This window comes from Alterileibacterium massiliense, from assembly GCF_900104645.1.
GTDB lineage: Bacteria > Bacillota > Clostridia > Peptostreptococcales > Anaerovoracaceae > Alterileibacterium > Alterileibacterium massiliense.
This window is the reverse complement of record NZ_FNWE01000001.1, coordinates 1-26,223: the sequence shown is the minus strand read 5'-3', so window position 1 is coordinate 26,223 and position 26,223 is coordinate 1. Positions and strand designations below refer to the sequence as shown.

Below are 26,223 nucleotides of genomic sequence, written 5' to 3'. Positions count from 1 at the left end.
ATAAGTTCATCCCTAAGATTATCAAGGAATGAGAAAGTATTCGCCTGTCTGTCTGTCTGTCTGTCTGTCTGTCTGTCTGTCTGTCTGTCTCATAATTCTGTTAAATAATGCCCCCTTTTGTCAAGCATTAATCAAGCAATAATGATAATAATTATTATTTATATATTATTTTTACATATATGTTATTTTTACAAATTAATAATGTTTACCTTAATGGTAGGATAATTGTATCAAAAATAATCTTCTTTGCAAGCAAAACCTTTATCGCTTCATCATTTTAAAAATTCAAATCAATCTACATTAATAAGCAAAGATTTGTAAATAATATTATCACCGTTATATATTGAATAAATTATCGGTTAGTGTTATCATATAGCTGTTGGTAGTTTGCCGACATATTTTAATTATTTTTAATATTTAATTAATTTTATTATCTTAATTTTTTAAGGAGTAGAAAATGGCTAATATTTCACAGAAGTACATTGAGATTGCTAAGAAAAATTATCCTAACGAGCCTGAATTTTTGCAGACTGTTGAAGAAGTATTGACTTCTATCGAGCCTGTTCTTGAAGCTCATCCAGAGTATGAGAAGGCAGGTCTAGTTGAAAGACTAATCGAGCCTGAGAGAATGATTTCTTTCAGAGTTCCTTGGGTTGATGACAAGGGTCAGGTTCAGGTTAACAGAGGTTACAGAGTTCAATACAACAGTGCTCTTGGACCTTACAAGGGTGGTCTAAGATTCCAGGCTAATGTTTACCCTGGTATCCTCAAGTTCCTAGGATTTGAACAGATTTTCAAGAACTCTCTAACAGGTCTACCTATCGGTGGCGGTAAGGGTGGTTCAGACTTCGATCCAGCAGGTAAATCTGATGCAGAAGTAATGAGATTCTGCCAGAGCTTCATGACTGAGCTATTCAGACATGTTGGTCCTAACACTGACTCTCCAGCAGGAGACATGGGTGTTGGCGGTAGAGAAATCGGTTACATGATGGGTCAATTCAAGAGACTAACTAATGCTTACGATGGAACAATGACAGGTAAAGGACCTACTAACGGTGGTCTAAACGGAAGAACTGAAGCTACAGGTTTTGGTATTGTATTCTTCGCAAGAGAGGTACTAAAGCACTTCGGTGAGACACTTGAAGGAAAGACTGCAGTTGTTTCAGGTTTTGGTAATGTTTCTTGGGGAACTATCACAAAGCTTGTTGAGCTAGGTGCTAAGCCTATCACAATTTCTGGTCCTGACGGATATATCCTTGATGAAGAAGGTATTACAACACCTGAGAAGATCAATATGCTTCTTGAGCTTCGTAACTCAGGCAAGAATATCTGCCAGCCATATGTTGAGAAATTCCCTAATGCTAAGTTCATCCCTGGAATGAGACCTTGGGAAGTTAAGGCTGATCTTTATATGCCATGTGCTATGCAGAATGACATCAACATGAACTGGGCTAAGGAAATGGTTAAGAATGGTGCAAGATACCTAATCGAAGGTGCTAACATGCCTACAACAAATGAGGCTGTTGCTTACCTAATGGAGAATGGTGTTGTTGTTGCTCCTTCAAAGGCTGCTAATGCAGGTGGAGTTGCTTGCTCATGTCTAGAGATGGCTCAGAATGCAGAGCACCTCATCTGGAACAAGTCAAGAGTATATGAAGAGCTAGAAAATATCATGATTCATATCTTTAAGATTACAGCTGAAGCTTGTGCTAAATACGATCTTGGTGACAACTTCGTAGCTGGTGCTAACATCGCTGGATTCGAGAGAGTTGCAGATGCTATGATGATGCAGGGTATTGTATAATATACTCACACCTACTATTTGACTAATTACGGCACTAAGTTTAACTTTGTGCCGTTTTTTTATTAAAATTTGATTTTATTTCATATTATGATTTTTATGAAAAAGTCGGACTTGTCATAAATTAAGATTTTATCATTTTGTAATTTCATTTCTTATTAAGTTTTTTTGCAATTTAAAAGGAATATGTATACACTTTGAAATATGGACATTTCATATTAAAATAAACATATTAGTAAGTAACGCTCAAATTATAGAGGATATTTTATGAAAGAGCTATATAAGGATATATATAAATTTGAAATTCCGCTTCCAAAAAGTGCCTTAAAAGAAATCAATATATATGTTATTAAATCCGAAGGTCGGTCGCTTGTAATCGATACAGGATATAATAATGATGAATCAAAAAAATATATGAAGGAAAACTTGGCAAAGATCGGTCTTGAAATTAAAGATTGCGACCTCTTCCTTACTCATCTTCATGCAGACCATACGGGGCTCGCAACCTTTTTTGAAGATAATGGGTCAAGCGTTTATACAGGCAAGAAAGAAGGTGCTCTGATAAATGATAATACAAAGGATAGCTACTGGGAATATTTCATGACATTTCCTGCTCTCTATGATATGGCTGGAGTGCTAACTTTAGAAGATTATATTGGTCATAAATTTAAATTATCACACGAGCTGAATTTTATAGGGCTTGAAATTGGCGAAATTTTTAAGGTCGGCGATTATGAATTTGAAGTTCTTGACTTAAGAGGACATACCCCTTGGCATATCGGATTATATGAGAAAAATCACAAGTTCCTTTTCGGAGGTGATACGGTTCTAGATCCAATAACGCCAAATATAACATTTTGGGGATTTGAATATGGTAATATTCTCGGTTTATATATAAATACACTTAAAAAGCTTATGACTGTTGGCATCGATGTAATCTTATCTTCTCATAGAGCTCCAATATCAAATCCAAATAAAAGAATATCAGAAATCATCTACCACCATTATCTAAGATTTCAAGAAATACTAGATTCAATGAATTGTGATAGGGACGATTATACCATCAGAGAAATTTCTTCAAAAATAACTTGGAGAATTAGAGCTAACAGCTGGGAAGAATTCCCGATTGAGCAAAAATGGTTTGCAGTCGGAGAGACAATGGTTCATATGGTCTACCTTATGGAATATGGATATGTCGAATGTAAAAAAGTGGGTGGAGCCTTAAAATTTAAAAAGATAAAAAGCGATATTATGGAAGAATATGAAGAATATAAAAAGGGAGAAATATAATTTCTCCCTTTTTGACTGTGTGAGATTTTTTCTGTAAATTGCCTTATATTGTAATTCTTTGAATGGTAATTCTTATAAAAGTAGTTTTATATTTTAGACTTTAATAAATTCTTCTATATCAAATAAGTATAAATAAGAATCTATCTTTTCAATATTCAGTCCTTTTATTACCGCTTCCTCATATATCTTTACCTGAGCCTTGTACATTTCCTTAATTCTATTTTTCTCCTCTTGAGAATTATCCCTCATCTTATTGCTCTTATAATCTATGAGAACTCCCCTATCACCTTCCAAAAATAGACAGTCAATTATTCCTTGAACAAGAATTGAACTTCCATCTCTATCCATCTCAAGCGTGAAAGCTTTTTCCTTATAAATTCTGTCATTTTTAGATGCTAGTCCTGCCTCTCTTCCAATCTCAGAATTAAAGAAATTACAAATTTTATCTAGGTCAATTGATTTGGCAAGCTCCTCTGATATTGCCTTAGTGCTTACCAGATATTCTAGGCTATCCTCAATATATTCTGAAGCATCTTCTCTATCTTTTCTGTCTCCTCTATCTTTTGATGTTTCTCCTACTAGCTTTCCGAAGTCCAAATATTCCATAAGCCTGTGATATGCTGTTCCAAGCTCCGCCGAAAAAATTCTTGAGGTAGCATTTTTTGCAAGTTCATCGCCCTCTTTCCTTGCTAAATTTATATACCTATCTTCTTTTGCATCTTCTTCTAAATTTAATTTGCTATTTAGTTCACTAACGGAGTATTTTGCTTTTAGCATGGTGTCTTTTTTATATTCATAAATATAATCTAATCTTCTTTCCACCTCATCTAACAATTCTTCAGGCGGGATTATCTCTCCTCTATCACTTTTTTCAAAATATTCAAGGGCTCTCCTCTTTCTGCTCCTTTTCGAATTAGACATATTGCTAGATATATGTATATCACACAATTCTTTTCTTAGACCATTTCTCATCATTGAAATAAAATTTTCTTCGCTTGGATTATTCCACGGTTTATCAAGAAATGAGTCAGCTTCAAGTCTGTCACCAACTGTTGCTGTCAATATGAGCTTTTGGCGAGCCCTCGTCAATGCAACATATAATACCCTTATCTCTTCTTCAATATCTTTTTTCTTTATGCTATTTAGGATAAGCTCCTGCATCAAAGATGACCGCCTATATCCTTTATCTCTATCAACATATGACAAACCAAGTCCGATAGACGAGTCCATAATCATTCCTCTATCTCGCCTTTCCGTCCTTAATTTCTTAGACAAGCCAGAGACAATTACAAATGGAAATTCAAGCCCCTTGCTCTTATGAATAGTCATAATTCTCACGAGGTTATCATTTTCTCCTGCAATTGTTGCTTCGCCCGTCTTGACATTGTTCTTCTTTAAAATATTAAGATATTTTATATATCCTCCAAGCGTTGTAATTCCATTAAGCCTGTAATTAAGTGCTCTATCTATTAAAACTCTTAGATTTGCCTGCCTCTGCACACCATCGTTCATCGCTCCTGCGTAGATATAATATCTTGATTCTTTCATCAAATACCATAGATAGTCCTCAATTGGCATAAGACCATTATAAGACCTCCACTCCCTTATCTTGAGAAAGGCATTTCTTATCTTCTCCGATAATTTGTTTTTCTTATTTTCCTCATACCATAAAAGTGCCATTCTGTACGAATTATCCCTTTTGCGATTTTCTAAGGCAAGCTCATCAGCCATATTATATTCAGCTCTGACCTCTGCAAGTTCATCAGCTGTAAAATTAAAAATTTCAGAATGAAGAACTGCGACGAGCGGGACTTCTTTTGTATCATTATCTATTACATTTAAAAGTGCCAGAAAAACTTCTATTTCAACCGTATCAAAGAACCCGTCCTCTTCATTTACATATGATGAAATACCTCTTTCAAGGAGCTTTCTATAAATTGTACCACCCATTTTCTTGACAGACCTCATGAGCACAACAATATCCTTCGGTTGAATCTCCCTTATGACTCCAAGCTTTGAATCGTAGAACTTCTTGCCGAGCATATCATCGATAATATCAGCTATGTACTCGGCTTCCTTTTCATCCTTTGTTATACTAATCTTATTATTTTCATCTGCTCCACTTTTTCCATCATTTTCCTGAATCTTTTCTTTATTACCCTTGTCATCCTCATTATCTAAGCAGATAAAATGCACCTCCGGCTTGTAGTCATAGTCACCAAAACCGCTTAGCCCCGCGTTTAAAGCTGAGTTTTCATCATATCCTTTCATAAGTGGCTTAAATATTTCATTTATGAAATCTATAGTCCTAGGATTGCTCCTAAAATTATGGCTTAAAATGATATTAGATGATTCTTCCTCTTTCTCATATCTATCCATAGTTTCTATAAAAATTTGTGGCTGAGCCTGCCTAAATCTGTAAATACTCTGTTTTACATCTCCAACCTTAAAAAGATTATTTTCTCTTGCAATCTTTGATATGATGCTTTCTTGAAGATAATTTGTGTCCTGATATTCATCTATGAAAATATATTTAAATCTTTTCCTCAATATGGCTCTTGCTTCATCATCATTTAAAATCTTCAAGGCAAAATGATTGACATCCGCAAAGTCCATCATGCCTTCTATTTTCTTTCTTTCGCTATATATCTCCTCAAATCTTCTAAGCAAATCTATATAATACTTTGAATACCTTTGAGTTCTTTCATTTTCAACAAATAGATCTTCCCTATTAATCTTTTCTATCTCTTTATTGATATTTTTTATAAGCTTTTTCGTCTTATCTCTAACCTGCTTTACCTCGTTTGATATTTCCTTTATATGCTCTTTTTCGTCTTTCGTACCTCTCAAGGTTACAAATTTAAATTCAGATAATCTCTTTCTTATTAATTCAAAGACATTTTCGCTAAATTCCTCGCTTTCGCTAAGCTTTGCTATCTCTCTTAATTCTTCTCTTTCAGCTTCAAGTTTGCTCCTAATCTTTGGCACCAAGCTTTCGTCAAATAGGGGAATATAGAGATTTTCGATCTTAGATGCTTCAATTATTTCGCCTCTAATATTTTGAATAAATTCCTTATATACTGCCGACTCCTTATATCCGCCCTCGGGAATTTTTAATAATTCAAGTTTTTCCTCTGCCCACGAAAAATAATTAGGGATGCTTCTTAGCTTTTTATATATGAAAATCATCTGCTTTTTTAATTCTTCTTCGCTCTTAACATCGGAATATGTCCTTAAAAATTCCTTAAAAGATATACCAGATATTGCTAAATCATTTTGAAACATCTCATCAAAAAGAGCTGTCACAGCATCTCGCATGAACAGCTCCTCTCTTATATTGTCGCAGATTGAATAATTCGGGCTTACCTCTACCTTGTAAAAAAACTCTTTAATAATCCTGCCGGAAAACTTATCAAAGGTCGAAATATATGCACGATATAATTTATCTGACTGGGAAGAAAGCCTCTCTCTAATATCTGAATCCCTAGCCATAGCCTTTTTCAAAGCTCTATTAATTTTTAATTTCATCTCCGTTGCAGCAAGGTTAGTAAATGTGACTATGAGCATTTCGTCAACATCTGCTTCACCTTCGGTGATGAGTTCGAGAATCCTGTCGACCAGCACCATTGTTTTACCTGAGCCTGCTGCAGCTGAAACGAGTAAGTTCTTATTCCTTGTCCTAATTGCAGTTCTTTGAGCTTCGGTATATTTTTCTGACATCTGGCGATTTCTCCATCAATTTAATGTTTTTAATTTTCTATTTCATTATTATATTATTATTCATATATTATTATATTTTAAATAATGATATGTGCACTATATATCTAATTTATTCTTCATATATAGGTTTGTTATGATAAAGTATATCACACATAATATCATGATGAAAATTATAAATAATAGCATGAACAAATCAACGCCTTGAATGCTGCGAAACATTCTACTTGTTAAATCACTTATAAATTTCAAATTATCAAATATGCTAATTACAATCGTGATTACAGTGCTTTCTATAAATCCGAATCCCATATAGAGTGCGACTGCGAGCAGGTTATTATGATTTCTGGATGCCTGACCGAATGTTAGGGCAGCATATATCGTAAGTGTAGTTTTTATAATGCTTAATATTGCTAAAATCACAAATTCTATCATTAGTATAATTAGGAAAAATAAATCATTACCAGATAATTCTAAAAGCTCCTCGTAAATAGGTCTTAGAGCAAGGAAGATATTTCCCCTATATGTAATAATGCCTATGAGCATCATTGACAGAACTGCTGCTATTAATGAGAAAAGCGTCCAAATTACAGCTGAGATCGTCTTAGAAGCAATATGCGTTTCCATCTTTACCGGAAGAGTCAGCATATAGTATCCCGAGTTCCCAAGCAAGCTCTTCTTATATCTGCTTATTATAACAACGAGGGTTACAACGGCTGTAGCTATTAAGATAATTCCATATAAGCTGCCTGATAAGCTCCAGAGAATTGAACCAACTACCGTTTGCTCTGGAATAAATCTCAAATTAATTCCGAATATAAGTGTCGAAAACAGAAGAGCTATATAGAATAGTGGAAGTATTCTTCCCATTGCCTTAAAATCATATTTCAATACCTTGCTTAGCATTTGAATACCTCCCTAAATAATTCATCTACTCCCTTAGCATACTCTTCACGAATTAAATCAGGTGACTTGTGTAATACTATTTCTCCATTTTTAATAAATATTACATCGTCCAGCACCGATTCAATCTCTGAAATGAGGTGGGTCGAAATAATAACTACGGACTCTGGATTGTAATTGCTTATTATTGTTTTTAAAATATAATCCCTTGCAGCAGGGTCAACTCCTCCAATCGGCTCATCGAGCAGGTACACCTTCGCTTTTCTGCTCATTACAAGTGCAAGTTGAACTTTCTCACCCATACCCTTGGATAGAGATTTGAATCTCATATTGGTATTTATTCCGAGATCTTCGATCATTGAATTTGCTTTTTCTATATCAAAGTCTTTGAAAAAATCAGCCTGCATATTGATTAAATCTTTGATTTTCATATAGTCCGGAAGTGAGTTCCTGTCAGGAAGATAGGCAACCACTTCCTTTGTTTCAGTCGAAGGGTTTTTCCCATCTATTAGAATACTTCCTCTATCCGCCTTAAGCAGGTCATTCAATATCTTTATTAGTGTTGTCTTGCCTGAACCATTTGGTCCAAGAAGTCCAACAATCTGTCCGCCCTCGAGGGATAGGTTTAAATTATTTAGTGCTAACAGCTTATTGTACGATTTATACAATCCCTCAATTTCAATTAAAGCCATTCTATACCTCCTCTAACCATCTTTTTATCGCATTTAGGATTTCTTCATCGCTCATCTTAAGTTTACGCATTCTTGTAACGAGTTCCTCAATATATCGTTTGGAAAGCTTCGCCCTGAGCTCTGACAAAACCTTTTCATCGTCTGTAACATATCTACCATTTGTTCTATCAACATGAACTATCCCCATAGACTCCATTGTGCTAAATGCTCTCTGAAGCGTATTGGGGTTAACGCCTATGTCAACAGCAAATTCCCTTACCGATGGCAACTTATCGCCCGGTGCATATTTACCGCTGGCAATGCTAATAGATAATTCATCTATTATCTGCAAATATATAGGTATGCCATTTTTAAATTTATATGCCATATTATCTCCCCTTTATAGCAGTATTTTTATATTGTATTATTTCCTTAATACAATAGTTCAATTTCCCCTTATTGTCAATACCTTTTTTAAAATATTGTGATATAATCTTAGTGTTCTAATCTTAAATGGAGGTTTAAACACATGAAACACAGACCAACAATGCTTATGATTTTAGATGGATTCGGCTGGCGAAATAATTCTCATGGTAATGCAATTTCTAATGCAAATACACCTAATTTCGACCGAATTTTTTCAAAATATCCTTTTATAACTCTAGAAGCGAGCGGAAAAGCTGTCGGCTTACCTGATGGCCAAATTGGTAATTCTGAGGTTGGTCACCTAAATATAGGAGCAGGAAATGTAATTCTTCAAGATTTACCAAGAATAAATAAGTCCATCGAAGATGGAGATTTTTTTAGAAATGAAGCTCTAAAAGATGCAATATCTCACTCTGCTAAAGGGCACGCCCTTCATATAATGGGGCTAATCTCTGACGGTGGTGTGCACAGCCATATCAACCACCTTATTTCACTAATGGATATGGCAAAAATTAATAATGTTAAAGAGATGTATATTCACTGTTTTTTGGACGGTCGAGATGTTCCACCAAAGAGTGCCCTTCCTTTTGTACGCAGGGTTGAAGAACATGCAAAAGAAATTTCCCTTGGAAAGATTGGTATCATATCCGGCCGTTTTTATGCAATGGATAGAGACAAGCGTTGGGATAGACTTAAGCTGGCTTATGAGGCTTTAACAGAATCAAAAGGTCTAAAGGCGTCAACTCCTTTAGAAGCAATAGAAAATAGTTATTCAAGGGGAGAAACTGATGAATTTGTAATCCCTACTATTATTAACCAAGCACCTATCAAAGACGATGATTCCGTAATCTTTATCAATTTCAGACCTGACCGTGCTAGAGAGATTACTAGAGCACTTACCGACCCTAACTTTGATGGTTTTGAAAGAGAGATTTTCCCAAAGAACCTAAACTTCGTATGTATGACAGAATACGATGCAAGTATGCCAAATGTTAAACTTGCATATCCGCCTGAGAGTGTTGATATAACCCTTGGAAAAGTGATCTCTCTCAATGGATTACGCCAATTGCACATAGCTGAAACTGAAAAATATGCCCATGTTACATTCTTTTTCAACGGGGGTGTGGAAACCCCATATAGGGGTGAGGATAGAATTTTAGTTCCTTCTCCCAAGGTTGCAACCTATGATCGGAGGCCTGAGATGAGTGCTCCTGAGGTTACAGAAAAGGTTCTAGCGGCAATTTCATCTGATAAATACGATCTGTATATTTTAAATTTTGCAAATCCTGATATGGTTGGGCATACAGGAGTCTATGATGCTACTATTAAAGCTATAGAAGTCCTAGATGGATTGGTCGGAAAGATTGTTCAGTCGATATTAGAAAAGGATGGTCAAATTCTTCTTACCGCAGATCATGGTAACGCCGATTACATGATTGACGATAAAGATGAGGTTGTCACAAAACACAGCCTGTCGGTTGTTCCACTCTGCCACATATGTAATGAGCCTGTTAATTTCAAAAAAAATACCGGCAAACTAGCCGATATTTCACCAACGCTTTTGACCCTTATGGATATTCCTGTGCCAGAAGAAATGAAAGGCAATGTCCTAGTCTAGCTCATGTAAAATATTAAGAGCTTCTATATATCCATCGAAGCCCTTACCCGTAATTGTAGCTACAGTTGCATCTTCAACTAAGGATTTGCTTCTGTAGCTCTCTCTTGCCTTAATATCCGATATATGCACCTCAACAGCTGGAACCTTAATAGCTTTCAATGCGTCGGCAATCCCTATGCTTGTATGAGTATATGCTGCCGGATTAATTATTATTCCATCAAAGTTTTCAAAATATGCCCTTTGAATATAATCAATAATATCTCCCTCGTGATTTGATTGAACAAAGATAAGTTCATCAGAAAGCTCTGCACCCTCTTTGATAAATTCTATTAAATCTTCATATGACCTGCTTCCATATATGTCCGGCTCTCTAATTCCGAGCATATTAATATTTGGACCATTAATTATAAGTATTTTCATTTTTTAATCACCAGAAATATCCCTTGCCATATTTTTAATTTCTGCTTCTATAATTTCCCTTAGTTCAGCTGCAAAAGTATTAATATCTTTATTATATGCCTTGCTTCTTCCTCCAAGGCCTATGCCCCCAAATCTCCTGTCGTTAAATATGAGTATGTCTGCGGTGTTTTCATACATCTTTGCCCTTTTTTTATATATATTTAACACTCCCTCTCTTATGCTTATAGGTCTATTCTTTGTTGTTATCAATTTTAGAGGTCGCTTCATATATATGACTATGCTATTTTCTCTAATGCAATTCCTATTCACCCTTCGTATTATCGAGCCACCGCCTGTTGCAATCACTTTTCCAGCTTCCTTACATTCCCTTGCTAAAACGGATGTTTCAATTTTTCTAAAATACTCTTCTCCTAGATTTTCATCATTTATAACATCAGCTATGCTAGTTCCCATTTCCTTTTCTGCGAGCCTGTCAATATCTATAAATTCCCTGCCCATGATGCCTGCAAGTCTTCTCGAAATTGAAGATTTCCCGCTGCCTGGCATACCTATAAATGTTATATTTAAATTGTTTAGTAGACATCTAGCAATTATAATCTCTGCAAGATGCTCTTTGTCTATATCCTCTGGAAGCCTTTCCCATATCTCCTCTGATCTTATCGCCTGCCATACGAGCATTGGAAGTCCAGATATGATTTTTTTGCCATAATCCTTATATATCAAAAGAAATCTCGTTCTATATGGGTTATATATAAGGTCTATCGCCCAGCTGAGTTTTTCAAAGGTTGGAACCTTTTTCCCTTGAATGTCAAAAGGAGTCCTTCCATTATATGGATACATACCAATCCTCGTTGCATTTATTATAATATCTATGTCCTCATATTTTGAAATTTCGTCATAGGATATTATCTCGTCCGCAAGTCCCGCTACCCTGTCTTTTGCTCTAAGCGGATTCCTTGATGCCAGTATAATTTTCTTCGCCTTGAGATTTCTCATTCCGATGCAGGAAGCCATCGCTCCACCGCCAGAACCTAGGATTAGTATGTTTTTATCAGCTGGGGAGCTTATCCTAGCTAATTTCTCAAATCCATAAATATCTGTATTATATCCAATAAGCCTTCCATCTTTTGTTCGCTTTATTGTATTTACTGCATTTACAAGGCTTGCCTCATAGCTTATTTCGTCGAGATATTTTATAATTTCCCTTTTATAAGGACTTGTGACATTGAATCCTAGGAAGCTTTTATCATAAAGTATATCTTTTAATTCTTCTAAATCTTTAATATCTAATAGCTCGTAATTCACCACTCCTAACATTCTGTGAACTTCGGGTGAAATGCTATGCTCAAGACCCCTTCCTATAAGTCCATATCTTCCTTTCTCAATTATTTCATTCTGACGATTTTTACTCTCTTCACTTAAAATTTTATATATATTAATATTTGTCCTTCTAACATCTAAGGTGCTACTTTCAGAAATATCTTTTATCTTATTATTTTCTCTAAGAGCGTCAAATATAGGCAACCCTGAGCTTTTTTTAATCTCTGCAATATCTTCAGAAATTTTTAATCGCTCGCCAAGCAAGCTAAATATCTGACTATCTATTTCGTCAATTTTATTCCTGAATTTTTCAAGCTCATTTAGCTTATCTTCGTTCTTCATTTTCCGCGTTTTCGCTCCAATTTATTAATTTTATTATGATTATAAAAATTATCGTATTTATGAAACTTATTCTAATTATGGTGATTTTACTATCCTAGCACCTCAATTATTTTTTTCGATTTTTCTACAATATTTGAAAGTTCACTCGGCGTCACCGCCTGCTCTTTATCTGACAATGCTTTACTAGGATTTTTATGCACTTCAATTATAAGTCCATTTGCCCCTGCAGCAGCTGCTCCTAGTGAAACAGGCTCTACCAATTCACTTCTACCTGTAGAGTGACTAGGGTCAACGATTATTGGAAGATTCGTAAAATTTTTTAACGCTGGTACGGCGGATATATCTAAGGTATTTCTGGTATAATTCTCAAATGTCCTTATGCCTCTTTCACAAAGAATAACATTTGAATTGCCCTCGGACATAATATATTCAGCTGCAAATAGCAATTCTTCATAAGTCGAGTCCATGCCCCTCTTAAGAAGGACTGGAATATCGCCTCTTCCAAGCTCTCTAAGTAGGGTATAATTTTTCATATTTCTTGCACCGACCTGAATCATATCTAGATCAGCATAATAATCAATATGCCTTACATCAATTATTTCAGATACAGTAGGAAGATTTTCCTTCTTTCCAGCAGACACCAAATAATTCAGTGCCACCTTTCCAAGCCCTTGAAAATCATATGGCGAAGTTCTAAGCTTAAATGCACCGCCTCTAAGTATACCTGCCCCTGCCTTTTTTATATCATGAGCCAGTTCAAAGATATGGTCTTCAGATTCTATAGAGCAAGGTCCTGCGATAATATTAAAATTTTTATTGCTAAATAAGGCATCTCCTACAGATATTTTAATATCTGTCATTCTCTTATTTGAAAACTCGTATTCCTTTGTATTTTCCCTTTTTTCCATGCTGATTTTAAATTTTAAATTTTATAATTTTAACTACCCAAAATAATTATGACTAGAATAAAAAATGGAAATCTGACGATTTCCACCTGCCATGCCCTCGGTTACTTTACTTCTTCAATTTGAGCTTCGTTTCCCGCAGGTTCTGCTATTTCTGTCGCCTTGGTATTATCATCTCTGCTCATCAAATATTCTTCATCAGTCAGCCTTTTATATGAAATATAGCCCTCTGAAATTTCATTTGTAGCAAGACTTACAGGTCTCACATCGTCAACATCTGTGAGTACAGGTTTTCCTGCAATTATATCTCTAGCCCTCTTGGCTGCTAACATAACAAGGGTATACCTGCTGTCCGTCTTATCGTTAAGATCTTCATTTATTGATGGATATAACATCATGATAATCTATTCCTCCTCATACTGTCTAATTATTGGTTTAACCTTTGGTGGTACTCTTAGCCTCTCGGCATCTACTATGCTTAATGCCTCGCCAACTGCTTTCTCGAGGTCATCATTTACAATATAATAATCATACTCCCCTATGAATCTAATTTCATCTAATGCCTTGCTAAGCCTTTTTTCTATCGCTTCTATGGATTCCGTTCCCCTCGAATTTAAGCGATTTTTTAACTCCTCAAGGGACGGCGGAAGTATGAATATTAGAACGGAGTCTTCCGGCATCTTGCTTCTAACTTGTAAGCCTCCTTGAATATCAATCTCAAGAATAACATCAATCCCTCGCTCAAGTCTTGAAATCACCTTATCCTTAGGCGTCCCATAGTAATTGTCAAAGACTTTTGCATACTCGAGCATCTTATCTTCTTTAATCTTATTTTCAAATTCTTCTTTTGTTACAAAATAATAACTTTGCCCGTCTTTTTCTCCATCTCTCGGTGCTCTTGTCGTCATTGATATTGAAAGGCTAAGCTTTCTCTCCTCCATAATCCTCGAACAAATAGTTCCCTTGCCGGTTCCTGACGGACCGGAAATTATATAAAGCTTGCCCCTAGTCTTAATTCTCTTGCTCATAATAATTCCTCATCAAAGTTGCTAAGTATTATAACATGAATTATCTATAAATATCCAGATTATTCTATATTCTGTACCTGCTCTCTGATTTTTTCAATTTCCGCCTTCAGATCAATTACGCACCCTGTAATTCTATCATCATTTGCCTTTGAACCTATGGTGTTTGCTTCTCTATTCATCTCCTGTACTAGAAAGTCTATCTTTTTCCCAAGAGCTGGTTCATCGCTTTTCACATAATTAATTAACTGCTGAACATGGCTTTTTAACCTTACGACTTCTTCTGTGACATCGGATTTATCCGCCAATATGGCAGCTTCAACTGCAATTCTATCCTCCGGAATTTCAATGCTATCTTTTAAAAGTTCCTCTATCCTAAGCTTTAACTTATCCTGATATTTTGATGTAGAGTCCTTTGTAATTTCTTCAACTTTATCCCTTATCGAATCTATATTTTCTGCCCTATTAATTATATCTATTGCTAGTTTTTTGCCCTCTGATTCCCTCATAAGGCACATACTTTCAAGCGAGTCATTTAGTGGTTTCATTATCAGATTTTTAACCAGCTCCTTGTCTGTCGCAAGTGGTAGAGACTTTATTACATCGGGCATTCCTGCAAGCATTTCTAGGCTTATATTTTTATCTGATAAATCATATTTGCTACCAAGCTCTCTTAATGCAAGGTAGTATTTATCTGCCAAATCATTATTTAATCTTATATCGCTTTCTGATTCTCCAAATATATCAAACCTTATCGATATGTCTATTTTACCCCTTAGCAATCTCTCTTTGACTATTCTGATTACATCTTTTTCTAGGAAGGCATATCTATATGGCAACCTTACATTTATATCGCAATATCTGTGATTAACAGATTTCATCTCAATTGTTATGCTTCTAATATCATCACTATATTCGCCTCGTCCATATCCTGTCATGCTTTTAATCATGCTATCTCCTCACTGTACAATCGTTTTTATCTTCTATTAATTTCTATATAATAGTTTATAATAGTTTCAATAAAAAATTCGCTATTTATTATATCATTTTTATTCTATTATGACAGCACTTGCAAGGAATTAATACTGATGTTATATTGTACGCATGGCTTATGATGGAATAATTACATATGGGATCACAAAAGAGCTTAGCTCTCTTTTAAAACTAGGAAAGATTGACAAGATATATCAACCTGCTAAGGAAATGATAATAATTCAGTTCCATACGACGGCAGGCAATTTTAGATTGCTTGCTTCTTGCAATGGAATGTCCTCAAGGCTCTGCTTGACAGAAAATAAATACGAAAACCCAGTTAATCCTCCTAATTTTTGCATGGTTTTAAGAAAATATCTGCTCGGAGGCAGGGTTATAGAGATAAGGCAAAAGGATTCTGAGAGAATTATCGAGATGGATATTGAAGCTTTATCTGAGATGGGATTTACAATATCGAGAAAGCTCATCTTTGAACTAATGGGAAAGCATAGCAATATTATTTTGATCGATATGGATACGAACAAGATAATAGATGCTTGTAAAAGAATTTCTATTGATGTTAATCAATATAGGCAAACTCTTGCTGGAGCTATATATAAATATCCACCTGTTCAAGATAAGATACCATTTAAAGGAATAACAGGGCAAACAGATATAGGGGAAAATGCAAAAATCATCATAGGCAAGGTAGCAGGTATATCTCCTGCAATAGCAAGGGAAATATCAAATTATAATCCTCCTGCAAAAAGGCTTGATGAAATCATCTCCTCGGTCGATAAGATGTCTTTTAAGGCTAGAATTTACTTTGATAAAGGTGTTCCAATAGAATTTCACTTGGCTGATTTGTCAGAATATAAAGACCTCGACATCAAATATTATGGAAGCCTTAGTGAGTGCGTAGAATATTTTTATTTTCATAAGGAAAATACCAACCTATTAAAGCAGAAATCTGCTCCCCTACATAGGAATGTTAAAAAGCTTTTGGACAAGGCAGGATTAAAGAAAAAGCGTCTAAATGAAGATATTTTAAGTGCTGAAAAATCAAAGTCTTGCAAGCTATATGGTGAGCTTTTGACGGCAAACTTACATATGGTTAAAGGTGGTGAGCCTACAGTCGAGCTTTTGAATTGGTATGATGGTAGCCTTGTTAAAATACCGCTGGATACCAGATTAAGCCCTGCTAAAAATGCACAGAGATTTTTTAAAAAATATTCAAAATCAAAGGTTGCATTGAAAGAAAAGAAAATTCAGCTCATCGATGTCGATAGGGATATTGAATACCTTGAGTCAGTTCTTTTGTCAATTGACAATGCAAAATCAGTAGATGACCTTGCTCTTATCCGCTCAGAGCTAGAAGACGAGGGTTATATGAGAGCCCAAAACCAGAAAAATAATAAAAATAAAAGAAATTTGTACAAGCCTAGTCCATTAAAATATGTTCTTAGCTCGGGATATACCGCCTATGTGGGAAGAAATAATCGTGAAAATGATTATCTAACAATAAAATTTGCCAAAAAAACCGACCTATGGCTTCATACCAAAGACATTGCCGGTTCTCATGTAATTGTATCTCTTCCTAATGATGTTCAAATTTCTGATTTGGACCCCGATATTATATATGAAGCAGCTTCAATTGCCGCATATCATAGCAAGGCGTCTAAGGGTGAAAATGTTCCTGTAGACTATGTATCCGTTAGACGAGTTAAAAAGCCTAAGAATGCAAAGCCCGGAATGGTTATCTTTGATTCAAATAAGACCGTATATGTCAATCCCTCTTTGCCAACCTAAGCTTCCTTATAACTTCTGAAAATACGCTTGGGATTTCCGAGCTAAATTCCATATATTCGCCATTTCTAGGGTGGATAAATCCCAGCGTCTTTGCGTGGAGCAATTGACCATCTATTTTATATAACTGCTTTTTCATAGGCAGTCCATATAAGGTATCACCTACCAACGGGTGCTTTATATATGCCATATGCACCCTTATCTGATGAGTCCTTCCGGTATCAAGCCTTGCCTCAAATAGGGTATATCTTCCAAATCTTTCTATAATATGGATATGTGTAACAGCTTCTTTTGGATTGCTTCCGTTGATTTGACGCCTGAGTCTATTCTTTTTATCCCTTCCTATAGGCACATCTATTATCAAATCATCCTCTTTTATATTATCTATGGCAAGCCCTATATACTTCCTAACCACGGTGTGATCTTTTAACTGTTTTGCAAGGGCTTCATGAGCCATATCATTCTTTGCTACTACTAAAAGTCCGCTCGTATCCTTGTCAATTCTATGAACTATCCCAGCCCTTATATCTCCATTAGTCGTGCTTAAATTATCACCATACCTATATTTTAAAGCATTAACAAGGGTCCCTCTGTAGTTCCCATTCCCAGGGTGGACAACCATTCCTCTTGGCTTATTTACAACTAAAAGATCTTCATCTTCATACACAATCTCAATTTCAATTCTTTCAGGCAGAATTTCTTCGCTTTCTATCTTTGGTAATTTGATTTTTACTTCCTGACCAATTTTAACCTTGACCTTTTTTGAGAACTCAAGTTTATTATCAAGGTAAACAAGGCCTTCACTTATTAGATTCTGAGCATAGCTCCTCGATATATCTTTGCTAAGCTCGCTTATTGCAATATCAAGCCTGTTGTTAGACTGCTCCTCATCTATAATTAGTATCTTAATCTCTTTTTCCATATTTTTTACTGCCTTAAGCTTTATCATTATTCTTTACTGCCTTCAGCCTTATCATTATTCTTTACTGCCTTCAGCCTTATCATTTTCCCCATTAAATGGTATAAATATAGATATAATAATAAAGATGCAACCCAAAGTAACTGCAATATCAGCGATATTAAAGACAGGGAAAAATCTGAAATCAATCATATCTGTTACATATCCAAAAATTACTCTATCAATCAGATTGCTAAGTCCCCCAGCGATTATGAGAGACATGGAAATTAACATCGCTTTTGAAGTTTTATTCTTATAATGTATCAGAAAAGCCATGGTAAGAACGATTATTATAATCGGTATTAGAATTGTTACAATCTCTATATTTTCAAATATGCTAAAAGCCGCTCCCCTATTTCTCACATATGTTAAATGGAATATGTCTGAAATAATGGGAAGCGTCTCTCCCTCTTGAAAATTAATTCTTATTAAATACTTTGTTATCTGGTCTATTAAGATAAGTGCAAATATTATAATTGTAATAGTCACAATCTTTATTTAATTATTATCGTGTCGTCCAGCGATTCCTTTTTTTCTGCTAGAGATTTAATAATATCCTCCGTAAGTTCAGCAGGCTCTCCATTAGGATTTTCTTCGAGATTGTTATTTAAATCTTCATCAGATTTTTCAGCAGGATTTTCACCTAGACCCATATTTATAGCATTTTCTATCTCGTCACCATCTTTGCCTGTAATAGTATCTTTCATATTTTTCTTTTTCATTACCAGAGTTTCATCAGAAAGTGCATATGCCCTTTCCTCAAATTCACTCTCGATTTCAGGAATATCACTCCTGTCTAGTTCAGGTAAAAGGCTATATTCGTCGCCTTCAAGTTTTTCAAGCTCTGACTTAAGCATATGCTTAAGATTTGCTCTAAGCCTTTCAACCTTATGTTTTAATACAAGGTGTTCATCATTAATGCTTCTAACTGTGTTCTTAGCTTCGAGAATCATATTCTCTGATTCAAGCTGTGCATCTCTCATCATGAGCTCAGCTCTCCTCTCAGCACTTGCAGAAATGTCAGCCATAAGCCTCTTTGCAGTTTCGAGAGTATCAAGCATTGCCGTATCCGATCTCTGAGATTCTTCAAGCTGTTTTTCTAAGAATTTTATCTTATGTGCCATGCTTCTGTTATCTTGAAGCACTTTCTCATAATCAACGATTATCAGATCCAAAAATGTATCTACTTCTGTAGCATTATAAAATCCTCTTTTATCACGACTGAATTCTTTTTTTTCAATATCGATTGGCAGTATCATAAGTATAACCTCTTACCTTTCTATTCTATTAAAAATATTTTATAAAATAATCGTCACAAGCTGAATCAAAACCCGTGCTATAAATCTTATTAAAATAAATGCCAGCAAAATGGACCAGTCTATCATACCGGAACCAAGATTTAACTTTTGCAAAAGAGTCCTGCAAGGCGAAACAAATGGCTCTGTGAGTAATGCCAGCGACTCATATATCCTAGCTATTGATTTATTACCGCTAACCATCAGAAAACTCAGGAAAGTTCTAATTAATAGCATGAAAATCAAGATGTCCGCAAACCAACTTATGGCTTTTAACAGAACTATCTTCATAACTTGAATTTACTCCCAAGGACTTTTATCTGAGCCAAAGACATTATCTTCAACTGTTTCTTTATTAACCTTTGCTGCTATATCAACATTTGCAGGTGCAAAGATGAAAATATTTGATGTAACCCTCTGAACATTACCATTTAAAGCATAAACAGCTCCGCTCAAGAAATCAAACATCTTTCTTGCCTGTTCTGTTTCAACCTTTTCAAGATTGATTATAACAGGTTTTCTTGATTTCAAATTGTCTACAAGCTTCTTGCACTCCTCAAGGTTCTTTGGTTCAATTACAATCATCTTAAATGGAGCTGAACCATTCATCGAGTACTTATTAACCCTTCCCTTAGGTGCAAGCGGTGCAATACCACTGTAGTGATTGTCCGCCTGAAGATTGCTCGTGGATTTTTCCTCTTTTTTCATCTTTTCTTTTTCTTCAGCAATTTCCTCTTCAGTAGGTTCAATGTCGAATTCATCTTCCATATCTTCATATCCGACAAGCTTAGTCAAAACATCTTTGATCCCCATTCTCTACTCCTCCATTTCGGTTAAATCTGTTTTTGCCTTTCGCATTTCATATTTTGCTGTATTTATTATGCTTTATCTATTTTGCTTTATCTATATTCCCTAGCTCCAAAGATCGCTGTCCCGACTCTTACCACTGTCGCACCTTCTTCAATGGCAACTTCGTAATCTCCCGACATTCCCATGGACAAAGTGTCGAAGTATTCATCTTCTGACAGCTCTTTAATTGATTCAAATATATCCTTAAGCTTCCTAAAATATCTCCTTGAATTTTCGGGATTATCTGTGATAGGAGGAACGCACATAAGTCCTCTTACCCTTAGATTTTGATATTCATCTCTTATCTTTTTTATCAAATCTCTAGCTTCTTCTTCGGTTGCTCCGGACTTGCTATCTTCCATGCCGATATTTATCTCGACAAGTATGTCCATAACAACTCCGCTCGATTTTGCTCTTTTATCTATCTCCGATGCCAATTTGTCAGAATCAACCGAATGTATCATGACAACCTTGTCAATAATTGTCTTAACTTTATTTGTCTGTAGATGCCCTATGAAATGCCATCTAACCGGTTTAACATCATCATATTTATTGCATAACTCCTGTGCCTTATTCTCACCAATATCTTTTGCACCGGCATCAATCGCTTCATTTATAAGCTCTGCTCCATGGGTCTTTGTCACGGAGATAAGTGTTATATCTTCCGGATTTCTTCCCGACCTCTCGCAAGCTTTTTTTATATTATCTAATACTATTTCATACCTATCTTTAACTGTCATAATTAATCTATATTATTTGGAAGCTCAGATGCTTCTTTAATCTCCTTTTTATTTGGACGCCTGAGTATTCTATCATATATAGTCAGCGTTTCGACAAATTGACCTCTTTCATCTACATATATATCATCGTAGACTGCTGACTTTATCCCATCATCTGCAATTATGCTAATAGGTTTAAATACATTCTTCCCGACCTTATTTTTTACGATAACTCCAGTCTTCCCATTCTTCTTAACAATGCTGGAATTTCTAATTATAAGTCCTCTGCCTCTCGATACGGGAATTTTAATCTTTGCCTCTCTCATTTCAAGCAGTTCCTTGAAATGGTCCTGACTCTGAACTACAACCCTAGTTTTTTCTTTTTTCTCCTCTTTGGCTACAACCTTACCCCTGATTATATTCTTAGTTTCCTTAAATTCTATATCGAAGTCTTGCCCGACATAAAAATCATCTTTATCTTTATTGCTTACAAAAAATATTATTCCCCAAGGACCATTTTCTGAAATTTTAAAAATTGGCGTGTTTTTCCTAGCCAAGGATTTTGGAAATTTAGTTGTCTTAATCTTCGCATGATCAGAAAGATATTTCTCTGACATCTTCGGTAATCCGCTAGGAGAAAAAATATTCTCAAGCCCATCTGCCTTATACATTACAAAGCCGGCATCTACCGCTTTCCCATCGTCTGTAGTTTGCACGCTTTCGCCGGCATCTCTGAGCAAATCACCATATTGAGTGCCTGCCACCGCTCTTCCTGATTCACTTAGCTTGACTATCTCATCTCCTGAGCTTACGAGTGCACCCTCTTTAGCAACCCTCTCTATGGAATAGGTGTCTTTCGCTGTATAAATTGTTTCTTTTCTTATAAGGTATCCATTGAGATCTATATTTTTCTTTATCTCTCCCGGCTTTGCCGTGTAATTACCTTTAATAAAACCTGAAATCGACGGAATACCATATATTATTACCGCCAGCAAAAGAACAATTATTATATATATAGCTATCCAACCGGCTCTCTTTCTCATGCCCACTCCTACCACTTAATTTTACCTTAAAATCTTTTCCATTACAATATATATTTATTAATATGGCAAATTAAGGGCTTATTTAGTGGTTTGTCTTATTTATCGCTACTAACTTCTTCTATTATCTTTTTCTCTTTTTTTGAAAATTTTCTTCCTGAATTTATATACTCCGTAAATAAATCCGGTCTTATTTCTTTGGTAAGCCTTAGACTTTGCTCAAATCTCCAAAGCCTTATTAGCTCATGATTGCCGCTAAGCAAAACCTCTGGCACTTCCCTTTCAATGATTTCTCTTGGCTTCGTATACTGAGGATATTCTAAAAGTCCTGAATATATCGACTCATCTTCCATGCTCTCCTCACTGCTTAAAACGCCATCTATAAATCTTGAAACGCAGTCAATAAGTAGCATAGCGGGAAGTTCTCCTCCTGTTAGAATAAAGTCGCCTACCGAGATTTCCTCTGCATGAAGCTCATCAAGAACCCGCTGGTCAATTCCCTCATAATGTCCGCATATCATTGTAATCTCATCTTTTGTCGATAATTCTCTCGCCTTTTCCTCATTTAGAATCTTCCCTCTTGGCGACATATATATAAATTTGCCCTTAAGCTCCTTATCTCTTATCGCCGATATTATAGGGTCAACCTGAAGAATCATTCCTGCTCCGCCACCGTAAGGAGTATCATCAACTCTATTATGTTTATCTTTTGTATAATCTCTAAAATTAATAATATTAAATTCTATTATTCCATTTTCCGAAGCTCTGCCTAGCATACTTTCCCTTAAGGGTGTAAACATTTCTGGGAAAATGGTGAGAATATTATATTTCATCTTCTATAAATCCCGCTATAAGCTCAAATTCAATAACTCTTTTTTCTAAATCAATATCTTTTATAAATTGAGGCACGCCTGGCACCAAAATATCCTTCTTCTTATTTGATTCAATAACATAGATGGGCTGAGCTGTGTTCGTCAAAACATCTTTAATCTTACCAATTTCTTTTTCGCTTCTTATGTCATAGGCTGTCATTCCTATCAGGTCCATAACATAGAATTCATCTTCTTTGAGTTTTTTCATGTCTTTTTTTTGCAAAAAAATACCCTTACCTGTTAATTTGGATACCTCTGTTCGATCTGATATTTCATTAAATCTCACTATCGGAAATCCCTTTTGTATTCTCACAGAATTTATCTCAAGCTCAATCATGTTCTCGCTATCTATCTTATCTGATAATATAATCTTCTGACCAGTGAAGATGTTTCTATCACTTCCAGAATATAGGTTAAGCCTTACCTCACCACTTATGCCTACCGCCGAGCCAAGTGTTCCTATTTCGATAAGCGGAAATGCTTTTTTTTGAGGTGCCTTTGATTCGCTTTTTGATTGGATTTCCGTTTCGCCTTTTGAGTATATTTTTGATTCACTTTTTAATTGAATTTTCATTTTTTCTTTAATTAAAATTATTAATCTGTTTTATTTTTCTTTGTAGCTTAATTTACATTCGCTTTTTTATATTAAATATTTTACGCACTAAAAGGGCATGTGTCAATCTTACACATGCCTAGTCTTATAAGGTCTATATCGCCATCAATCATCGACAATATCAACTGTTACCTTTTTATTCTGTTTTACAGCTGCCGCTCTCACAACAGTTCTAATCGCCTTTGCTATTCTTCCCTGTTTTCCTATAACCTTTCCCATATCGTCCTTGTCTACATTGAGTTTTACTAGGACATTAGATCCATTCTCCTCAACATCTGTTCTGACTCCATCGGGATTAGATACGAGAGCTTTGGCGATGAGTTCTACTAATTCACCCATATACCTATCCTCTCTACTTATTAAAATTATTCAATGCAACCGCTCTTTTTGAGAAGTGCTCTTACCGTATCCGTAGGCTGTGCACCAGTCTGAATCCACTTTACTGCCTTATCCTTGTCAATCTTAATTTCAGCAGGGTCCTTTAGAGGATCGTAAGTTCCAATTTCTTCGATAAATCTACCATTTCTTGGTGTGCGTGAATCCGCAACAACAACTCTGTAAAAAGGTCTTTTGTGTGTTCCCATTCTCTTTAGTCTAATCTTTACCATTTTGTAAAATCTCCTTTAATATATATTATATAAAATTTATCATTAATGAACTTATTCTTAGAAAAGTCCTTTAAAAAGCTTGTTTCGCCTGAGTAGAGACGGATTTGAATTTATTTTTTTCATCATCCCTCTCACTTCATTATATCTCTTCATCAGTTGATTAATAGCAGATACGCTTTGCCCAGAACCTTTTGCAATTCTTTTTCTCCTGCTGGCATTTAAAATTGCAGGATTGCTTCTTTCCTCAGCAGTCATCGATTGAATTATCGCCTTCATATTTTCAAATTCCTTAGCACTCCTATCTAGGTCAATTTGATTTTTTTGTGCCTGTCCGATTCCCGGCACCATGTCGAGAATTTTAGCAATTCCCCCCATTTTATTGAGCTGCCCAATCTGTTCTAAAAAATCATTTAAGTCAAACTTGTTTTTTCTGAACTTTTCTGCCATTTTTTCAGCTTCGGCTTCAGTATATGAAGCTTCGGCTTTCTCTATTAGGCTCATCACATCGCCCATACCCAAAATTCTTGAAGCGATTCTATCGGGATGGAAAGGTTCAAGAGAATTGTATTTTTCCCCTGTTCCCATGAATTTGATAGGCTTACCCGTGACTGCCTTTGTCGATAGAGCTGCACCGCCTCGAGAGTCACCATCCATCTTTGTCATTATTATTCCATCAACTCCAAGGGCATCGTTAAAGCCTTCTGCTACATTGACTGCATCTTGACCTGTGAGTGCATCTACTACAAGTAGAATTTCGTGGGGTTTAATTCCCTTTTTTAATATTTTTAATTCTTGCATGAGATTTTCATCAATTTGTAGCCTTCCTGCCGTATCGATGATTAGGGCATTATATCCCTTTTTCTCTGCTATTTTTCTCGCTTTACTTGCTATATCAAGTACATCTTTATTGTCTCTATCTGTATAAACCTCAGTCTTTACAGCCTTTCCTACAATTTCAAGCTGGTCTATCGCAGCAGGCCTATATATGTCGCAGGCACAGAGCATTGGTTTCTTGCCACTTTCTTTTAAATAATTCGCAAGCTTACCGCAGGTTGTCGTCTTACCCGTTCCCTGTAGTCCTACAAGCATATATGTAGTAAATCCACTCGGTGAATATGTGAGTTTGCTGCCAGAGCCACCCATCATGTCAATAAGCTCTTCTTTAACTATCTTTAAAACTTGCTGACCTGGCGTCAGACTTTTCATGACTTCTTCGCCCAAAGCTTTTTCTTTAATGCGAGCCACAAAGTCTTTTACTACTTTGAAGTTTACATCGGCTTCAAGAAGTGCAAGCCTAACTTCACGCATAGCTGAATCTATGTCCTTTTCACCTATGACACCTTTGCCTGATAAATTTCTAAATGTATTTTGTAATTTTTCTGCTAAACCCTCAAATGCCAATTTTTAATCCACCATTTCATCTATGATACAAATTATATCTTCCAAATTTTTTTTCGATATATCTTTCAATTCTTCCGTAGATAGTATTTCTCTTATATGTTTATTTATAATATTTGCTCTCTCAATATTTTTTAAATATGTAGGGATAAGATTTAAAACATCATCAAACTTTTTTAATTCAGATTCAGCCTTTTTTAGATTGTAATGCACCGCCTGTCTTGACTGTCCTATTTCTTTTGAAATTTCGGATAGTGAGAGGTTCTCATCATGATATAAGCTCATAATATCCCTCTTATTTTCATCAAGTAGCTCGCCATAAAAATCATATAAGAGGCTTGCATATTCAATTTCATCAATCTTCCTAACCATACTAGCGAACTATAACACATAAAAAAAATGCTGTCAAGTATTTTCTTTGACAGGCAGGTAATTTGATTATGAACTTCATAGAAGTATTTGAAAGTTTCTTATATTTGATTAGCATATGGATAAATTGTTTGAGCGTTTAATGTTTTATTTTTTGCAATAAAAAAACCGGCGACGACCTACTTTCCCGGGCGGCTGCCCACCAAGTATCCTCAGCGCAAAGGAGCTTAACTTCTGTGTTCGGGATGGGAACAGGTGTATCCTCCTCGCTATTGTCACCGGATAT

General features: G+C 35.5%; 27 protein-coding genes and 1 rRNA gene. 4 read left to right on the top strand and 24 right to left on the bottom strand.

What is annotated here, in order from left to right:
* The first annotated feature begins 457 nt into the window (after positions 1 to 457).
* Positions 458 to 1,804, top strand: coding sequence for an NADP-specific glutamate dehydrogenase (gene gdhA / locus BQ5371_RS00140; protein WP_071131975.1), 1,347 nt, complete (start codon positions 458 to 460; stop codon positions 1,802 to 1,804).
* Between the two features lie 264 nt (positions 1,805 to 2,068).
* On the top strand, positions 2,069 to 3,091 hold the full coding sequence (locus BQ5371_RS00135; RefSeq protein WP_071131974.1) for an MBL fold metallo-hydrolase: 1,023 nt from the start codon (positions 2,069 to 2,071) through the stop codon (positions 3,089 to 3,091).
* 93 nt (positions 3,092 to 3,184) lie between these two features.
* Here the strand turns inward: BQ5371_RS00135 and BQ5371_RS00130 are convergent, their stop codons facing one another.
* The 4 genes from BQ5371_RS00130 to BQ5371_RS00115 all read right to left on the bottom strand — a co-directional run bounded on the left by BQ5371_RS00130 (position 3,185) and on the right by BQ5371_RS00115 (position 8,770).
* On the bottom strand, positions 3,185 to 6,811 hold the full coding sequence (locus BQ5371_RS00130; protein ID WP_071131973.1) for a UvrD-helicase domain-containing protein: 3,627 nt from the start codon (positions 6,809 to 6,811) through the stop codon (positions 3,185 to 3,187).
* A 96-nt stretch (positions 6,812 to 6,907) separates the two neighbouring features.
* Positions 6,908 to 7,714 (bottom strand): hypothetical protein, encoded by an 807-nt coding sequence (locus tag BQ5371_RS00125; RefSeq protein WP_071131972.1) that lies wholly within the window; start codon positions 7,712 to 7,714, stop codon positions 6,908 to 6,910.
* Positions 7,708 to 8,403: an ATP-binding cassette domain-containing protein gene (locus tag BQ5371_RS00120; RefSeq protein ID WP_071131971.1), complete on the bottom strand. Its 696-nt coding sequence runs from the start codon at positions 8,401 to 8,403 to the stop codon at positions 7,708 to 7,710. Before BQ5371_RS00120 ends, BQ5371_RS00125 begins: the two co-directional genes overlap by 7 nt.
* Position 8,404: 1 nt before the next feature.
* On the bottom strand, positions 8,405 to 8,770 hold the full coding sequence (locus tag BQ5371_RS00115; RefSeq protein WP_071131970.1) for a GntR family transcriptional regulator: 366 nt from the start codon (positions 8,768 to 8,770) through the stop codon (positions 8,405 to 8,407).
* A gap of 141 nt (positions 8,771 to 8,911) precedes the next feature.
* Here BQ5371_RS00115 and gpmI point away from each other — a divergent pair, with 141 nt between their 5' ends.
* Positions 8,912 to 10,426: a 2,3-bisphosphoglycerate-independent phosphoglycerate mutase gene (gene gpmI / locus BQ5371_RS00110; protein WP_071131969.1), complete on the top strand. Its 1,515-nt coding sequence runs from the start codon at positions 8,912 to 8,914 to the stop codon at positions 10,424 to 10,426.
* Here gpmI and BQ5371_RS00105 read toward each other — a convergent pair.
* The 6 genes from BQ5371_RS00105 to BQ5371_RS00080 form a co-directional block, all read right to left on the bottom strand.
* A complete protein-coding gene (locus tag BQ5371_RS00105; protein WP_071131968.1) occupies positions 10,418 to 10,846 on the bottom strand; it encodes a type II 3-dehydroquinate dehydratase in 429 nt (142 codons plus the stop codon). The two genes, gpmI and BQ5371_RS00105, sit on opposite strands and share 9 nt — an antisense overlap.
* 3 nt (positions 10,847 to 10,849) lie before the next feature.
* Positions 10,850 to 12,508, bottom strand: coding sequence for a shikimate kinase (locus BQ5371_RS00100; RefSeq protein WP_071131967.1), 1,659 nt, complete (start codon positions 12,506 to 12,508; stop codon positions 10,850 to 10,852).
* Between the two features lie 89 nt (positions 12,509 to 12,597).
* Positions 12,598 to 13,416, bottom strand: a complete 819-nt coding sequence (aroF, locus tag BQ5371_RS00095; protein WP_071131966.1) for a 3-deoxy-7-phosphoheptulonate synthase — start codon at positions 13,414 to 13,416, stop codon at positions 12,598 to 12,600.
* Positions 13,417 to 13,517: 101 nt separating this feature from the next.
* Positions 13,518 to 13,811, bottom strand: coding sequence for a DNA-directed RNA polymerase subunit omega (rpoZ, locus tag BQ5371_RS07125; protein WP_071131965.1), 294 nt, complete (start codon positions 13,809 to 13,811; stop codon positions 13,518 to 13,520).
* 6 nt (positions 13,812 to 13,817) lie between these two features.
* The gene (gmk, locus tag BQ5371_RS00085) at positions 13,818 to 14,441 is read right to left on the bottom strand and encodes a guanylate kinase (RefSeq protein WP_205408013.1); all 624 of its coding nucleotides are present in this window, start codon (positions 14,439 to 14,441) and stop codon (positions 13,818 to 13,820) included.
* 59 nt (positions 14,442 to 14,500) lie between these two features.
* Complete coding sequence (locus BQ5371_RS00080; RefSeq protein WP_071131963.1) at positions 14,501 to 15,388, bottom strand: YicC/YloC family endoribonuclease; 888 nt, start codon at positions 15,386 to 15,388, stop codon at positions 14,501 to 14,503.
* A 154-nt stretch (positions 15,389 to 15,542) separates the two neighbouring features.
* Between BQ5371_RS00080 and BQ5371_RS00075 the strand changes: the two genes are divergently transcribed.
* The gene (locus BQ5371_RS00075) at positions 15,543 to 17,219 is read left to right on the top strand and encodes an Rqc2 family fibronectin-binding protein (protein ID WP_071131962.1); all 1,677 of its coding nucleotides are present in this window, start codon (positions 15,543 to 15,545) and stop codon (positions 17,217 to 17,219) included.
* On the opposite strand, the gene BQ5371_RS00070 is transcribed toward BQ5371_RS00075, so the two are convergent.
* The 14 genes from BQ5371_RS00070 to rrf all read right to left on the bottom strand — a co-directional run bounded on the left by BQ5371_RS00070 (position 17,197) and on the right by rrf (position 26,220).
* Complete coding sequence (locus tag BQ5371_RS00070; RefSeq protein WP_235821152.1) at positions 17,197 to 18,165, bottom strand: RluA family pseudouridine synthase; 969 nt, start codon at positions 18,163 to 18,165, stop codon at positions 17,197 to 17,199. The genes BQ5371_RS00075 and BQ5371_RS00070 overlap by 23 nt on opposite strands.
* Positions 18,166 to 18,192: 27 nt before the next feature.
* Complete coding sequence (gene lspA, locus BQ5371_RS00065) at positions 18,193 to 18,663, bottom strand: signal peptidase II (protein ID WP_071131961.1); 471 nt, start codon at positions 18,661 to 18,663, stop codon at positions 18,193 to 18,195.
* A gap of 5 nt (positions 18,664 to 18,668) precedes the next feature.
* Positions 18,669 to 19,433 (bottom strand): DivIVA domain-containing protein, encoded by a 765-nt coding sequence (locus BQ5371_RS00060; RefSeq protein ID WP_071131960.1) that lies wholly within the window; start codon positions 19,431 to 19,433, stop codon positions 18,669 to 18,671.
* Positions 19,434 to 19,472: 39 nt separating this feature from the next.
* Positions 19,473 to 19,760, bottom strand: coding sequence for a YggT family protein (locus BQ5371_RS00055; RefSeq protein WP_071131959.1), 288 nt, complete (start codon positions 19,758 to 19,760; stop codon positions 19,473 to 19,475).
* 9 nt (positions 19,761 to 19,769) lie between these two features.
* Positions 19,770 to 20,282, bottom strand: coding sequence for a cell division protein SepF (locus tag BQ5371_RS00050; protein WP_071131958.1), 513 nt, complete (start codon positions 20,280 to 20,282; stop codon positions 19,770 to 19,772).
* A gap of 86 nt (positions 20,283 to 20,368) precedes the next feature.
* Positions 20,369 to 21,058 carry a YggS family pyridoxal phosphate-dependent enzyme gene (locus BQ5371_RS00045; protein ID WP_071131957.1) on the bottom strand — a complete coding sequence of 230 codons (690 nt, stop codon included), beginning with the start codon at positions 21,056 to 21,058 and terminating at the stop codon, positions 20,369 to 20,371.
* Between the two features lie 2 nt (positions 21,059 to 21,060).
* Positions 21,061 to 22,080 carry an HlyD family efflux transporter periplasmic adaptor subunit gene (locus BQ5371_RS00040; RefSeq protein ID WP_071131956.1) on the bottom strand — a complete coding sequence of 340 codons (1,020 nt, stop codon included), beginning with the start codon at positions 22,078 to 22,080 and terminating at the stop codon, positions 21,061 to 21,063.
* A gap of 95 nt (positions 22,081 to 22,175) precedes the next feature.
* Positions 22,176 to 22,910 (bottom strand): tRNA (guanosine(37)-N1)-methyltransferase TrmD, encoded by a 735-nt coding sequence (trmD, locus tag BQ5371_RS00035; protein WP_071131955.1) that lies wholly within the window; start codon positions 22,908 to 22,910, stop codon positions 22,176 to 22,178.
* Entirely contained in the window at positions 22,900 to 23,523 is a 624-nt protein-coding gene (gene rimM / locus BQ5371_RS00030) for a ribosome maturation factor RimM (protein ID WP_071131954.1), read from the bottom strand. The genes trmD and rimM overlap by 11 nt, the downstream gene beginning before the upstream one ends.
* A 144-nt stretch (positions 23,524 to 23,667) precedes the next feature.
* Positions 23,668 to 23,901: a KH domain-containing protein gene (locus BQ5371_RS00025; protein WP_071131953.1), complete on the bottom strand. Its 234-nt coding sequence runs from the start codon at positions 23,899 to 23,901 to the stop codon at positions 23,668 to 23,670.
* 26 nt (positions 23,902 to 23,927) lie between these two features.
* Positions 23,928 to 24,170, bottom strand: a complete 243-nt coding sequence (rpsP, locus tag BQ5371_RS00020; RefSeq protein WP_071131952.1) for a 30S ribosomal protein S16 — start codon at positions 24,168 to 24,170, stop codon at positions 23,928 to 23,930.
* A 57-nt stretch (positions 24,171 to 24,227) separates the two neighbouring features.
* Entirely contained in the window at positions 24,228 to 25,571 is a 1,344-nt protein-coding gene (gene ffh / locus BQ5371_RS00015) for a signal recognition particle protein (RefSeq protein WP_071131951.1), read from the bottom strand.
* Between the two features lie 3 nt (positions 25,572 to 25,574).
* Entirely contained in the window at positions 25,575 to 25,940 is a 366-nt protein-coding gene (locus tag BQ5371_RS00010; protein ID WP_083377349.1) for a sigma factor-like helix-turn-helix DNA-binding protein, read from the bottom strand.
* A 163-nt stretch (positions 25,941 to 26,103) separates the two neighbouring features.
* Positions 26,104 to 26,220, bottom strand: a 5S ribosomal RNA gene (gene rrf, locus BQ5371_RS00005).
* Positions 26,221 to 26,223 lie beyond the last annotated feature (3 nt).

What these genes read in the sequence shown, in the direction of transcription:
- gdhA (WP_071131975.1), top strand. Translation starts at nt 458, where the DNA reads ATGGCTAATATTTCACAGAAGTACATTGAGATTGCTAAGAAAAATTAT.
- BQ5371_RS00135 (WP_071131974.1), top strand. Translation starts at nt 2,069, where the DNA reads ATGAAAGAGCTATATAAGGATATATATAAATTTGAAATTCCGCTTCCA.
- BQ5371_RS00130 (WP_071131973.1), bottom strand. Translation starts at nt 6,811, where the DNA reads ATGTCAGAAAAATATACCGAAGCTCAAAGAACTGCAATTAGGACAAGG.
- BQ5371_RS00125 (WP_071131972.1), bottom strand. Translation starts at nt 7,714, where the DNA reads ATGCTAAGCAAGGTATTGAAATATGATTTTAAGGCAATGGGAAGAATA.
- BQ5371_RS00120 (WP_071131971.1), bottom strand. Translation starts at nt 8,403, where the DNA reads ATGGCTTTAATTGAAATTGAGGGATTGTATAAATCGTACAATAAGCTG.
- BQ5371_RS00115 (WP_071131970.1), bottom strand. Translation starts at nt 8,770, where the DNA reads ATGGCATATAAATTTAAAAATGGCATACCTATATATTTGCAGATAATA.
- gpmI (WP_071131969.1), top strand. Translation starts at nt 8,912, where the DNA reads ATGAAACACAGACCAACAATGCTTATGATTTTAGATGGATTCGGCTGG.
- BQ5371_RS00105 (WP_071131968.1), bottom strand. Translation starts at nt 10,846, where the DNA reads ATGAAAATACTTATAATTAATGGTCCAAATATTAATATGCTCGGAATT.
- BQ5371_RS00100 (WP_071131967.1), bottom strand. Translation starts at nt 12,508, where the DNA reads ATGAAGAACGAAGATAAGCTAAATGAGCTTGAAAAATTCAGGAATAAA.
- aroF (WP_071131966.1), bottom strand. Translation starts at nt 13,416, where the DNA reads ATGGAAAAAAGGGAAAATACAAAGGAATACGAGTTTTCAAATAAGAGA.
- rpoZ (WP_071131965.1), bottom strand. Translation starts at nt 13,811, where the DNA reads ATGATGTTATATCCATCAATAAATGAAGATCTTAACGATAAGACGGAC.
- gmk (WP_205408013.1), bottom strand. Translation starts at nt 14,441, where the DNA reads ATGAGCAAGAGAATTAAGACTAGGGGCAAGCTTTATATAATTTCCGGT.
- BQ5371_RS00080 (WP_071131963.1), bottom strand. Translation starts at nt 15,388, where the DNA reads ATGATTAAAAGCATGACAGGATATGGACGAGGCGAATATAGTGATGAT.
- BQ5371_RS00075 (WP_071131962.1), top strand. Translation starts at nt 15,543, where the DNA reads ATGGCTTATGATGGAATAATTACATATGGGATCACAAAAGAGCTTAGC.
- BQ5371_RS00070 (WP_235821152.1), bottom strand. Translation starts at nt 18,165, where the DNA reads ATGATAAAGCTTAAGGCAGTAAAAAATATGGAAAAAGAGATTAAGATA.
- BQ5371_RS00060 (WP_071131960.1), bottom strand. Translation starts at nt 19,433, where the DNA reads ATGATACTGCCAATCGATATTGAAAAAAAAGAATTCAGTCGTGATAAA.
- BQ5371_RS00055 (WP_071131959.1), bottom strand. Translation starts at nt 19,760, where the DNA reads ATGAAGATAGTTCTGTTAAAAGCCATAAGTTGGTTTGCGGACATCTTG.
- BQ5371_RS00050 (WP_071131958.1), bottom strand. Translation starts at nt 20,282, where the DNA reads ATGGGGATCAAAGATGTTTTGACTAAGCTTGTCGGATATGAAGATATG.
- BQ5371_RS00045 (WP_071131957.1), bottom strand. Translation starts at nt 21,058, where the DNA reads ATGACAGTTAAAGATAGGTATGAAATAGTATTAGATAATATAAAAAAA.
- BQ5371_RS00040 (WP_071131956.1), bottom strand. Translation starts at nt 22,080, where the DNA reads ATGAGAAAGAGAGCCGGTTGGATAGCTATATATATAATAATTGTTCTT.
- trmD (WP_071131955.1), bottom strand. Translation starts at nt 22,910, where the DNA reads ATGAAATATAATATTCTCACCATTTTCCCAGAAATGTTTACACCCTTA.
- rimM (WP_071131954.1), bottom strand. Translation starts at nt 23,523, where the DNA reads ATGAAAATTCAATTAAAAAGTGAATCAAAAATATACTCAAAAGGCGAA.
- BQ5371_RS00025 (WP_071131953.1), bottom strand. Translation starts at nt 23,901, where the DNA reads ATGGGTGAATTAGTAGAACTCATCGCCAAAGCTCTCGTATCTAATCCC.
- rpsP (WP_071131952.1), bottom strand. Translation starts at nt 24,170, where the DNA reads ATGGTAAAGATTAGACTAAAGAGAATGGGAACACACAAAAGACCTTTT.
- BQ5371_RS00010 (WP_083377349.1), bottom strand. Translation starts at nt 25,940, where the DNA reads ATGGTTAGGAAGATTGATGAAATTGAATATGCAAGCCTCTTATATGAT.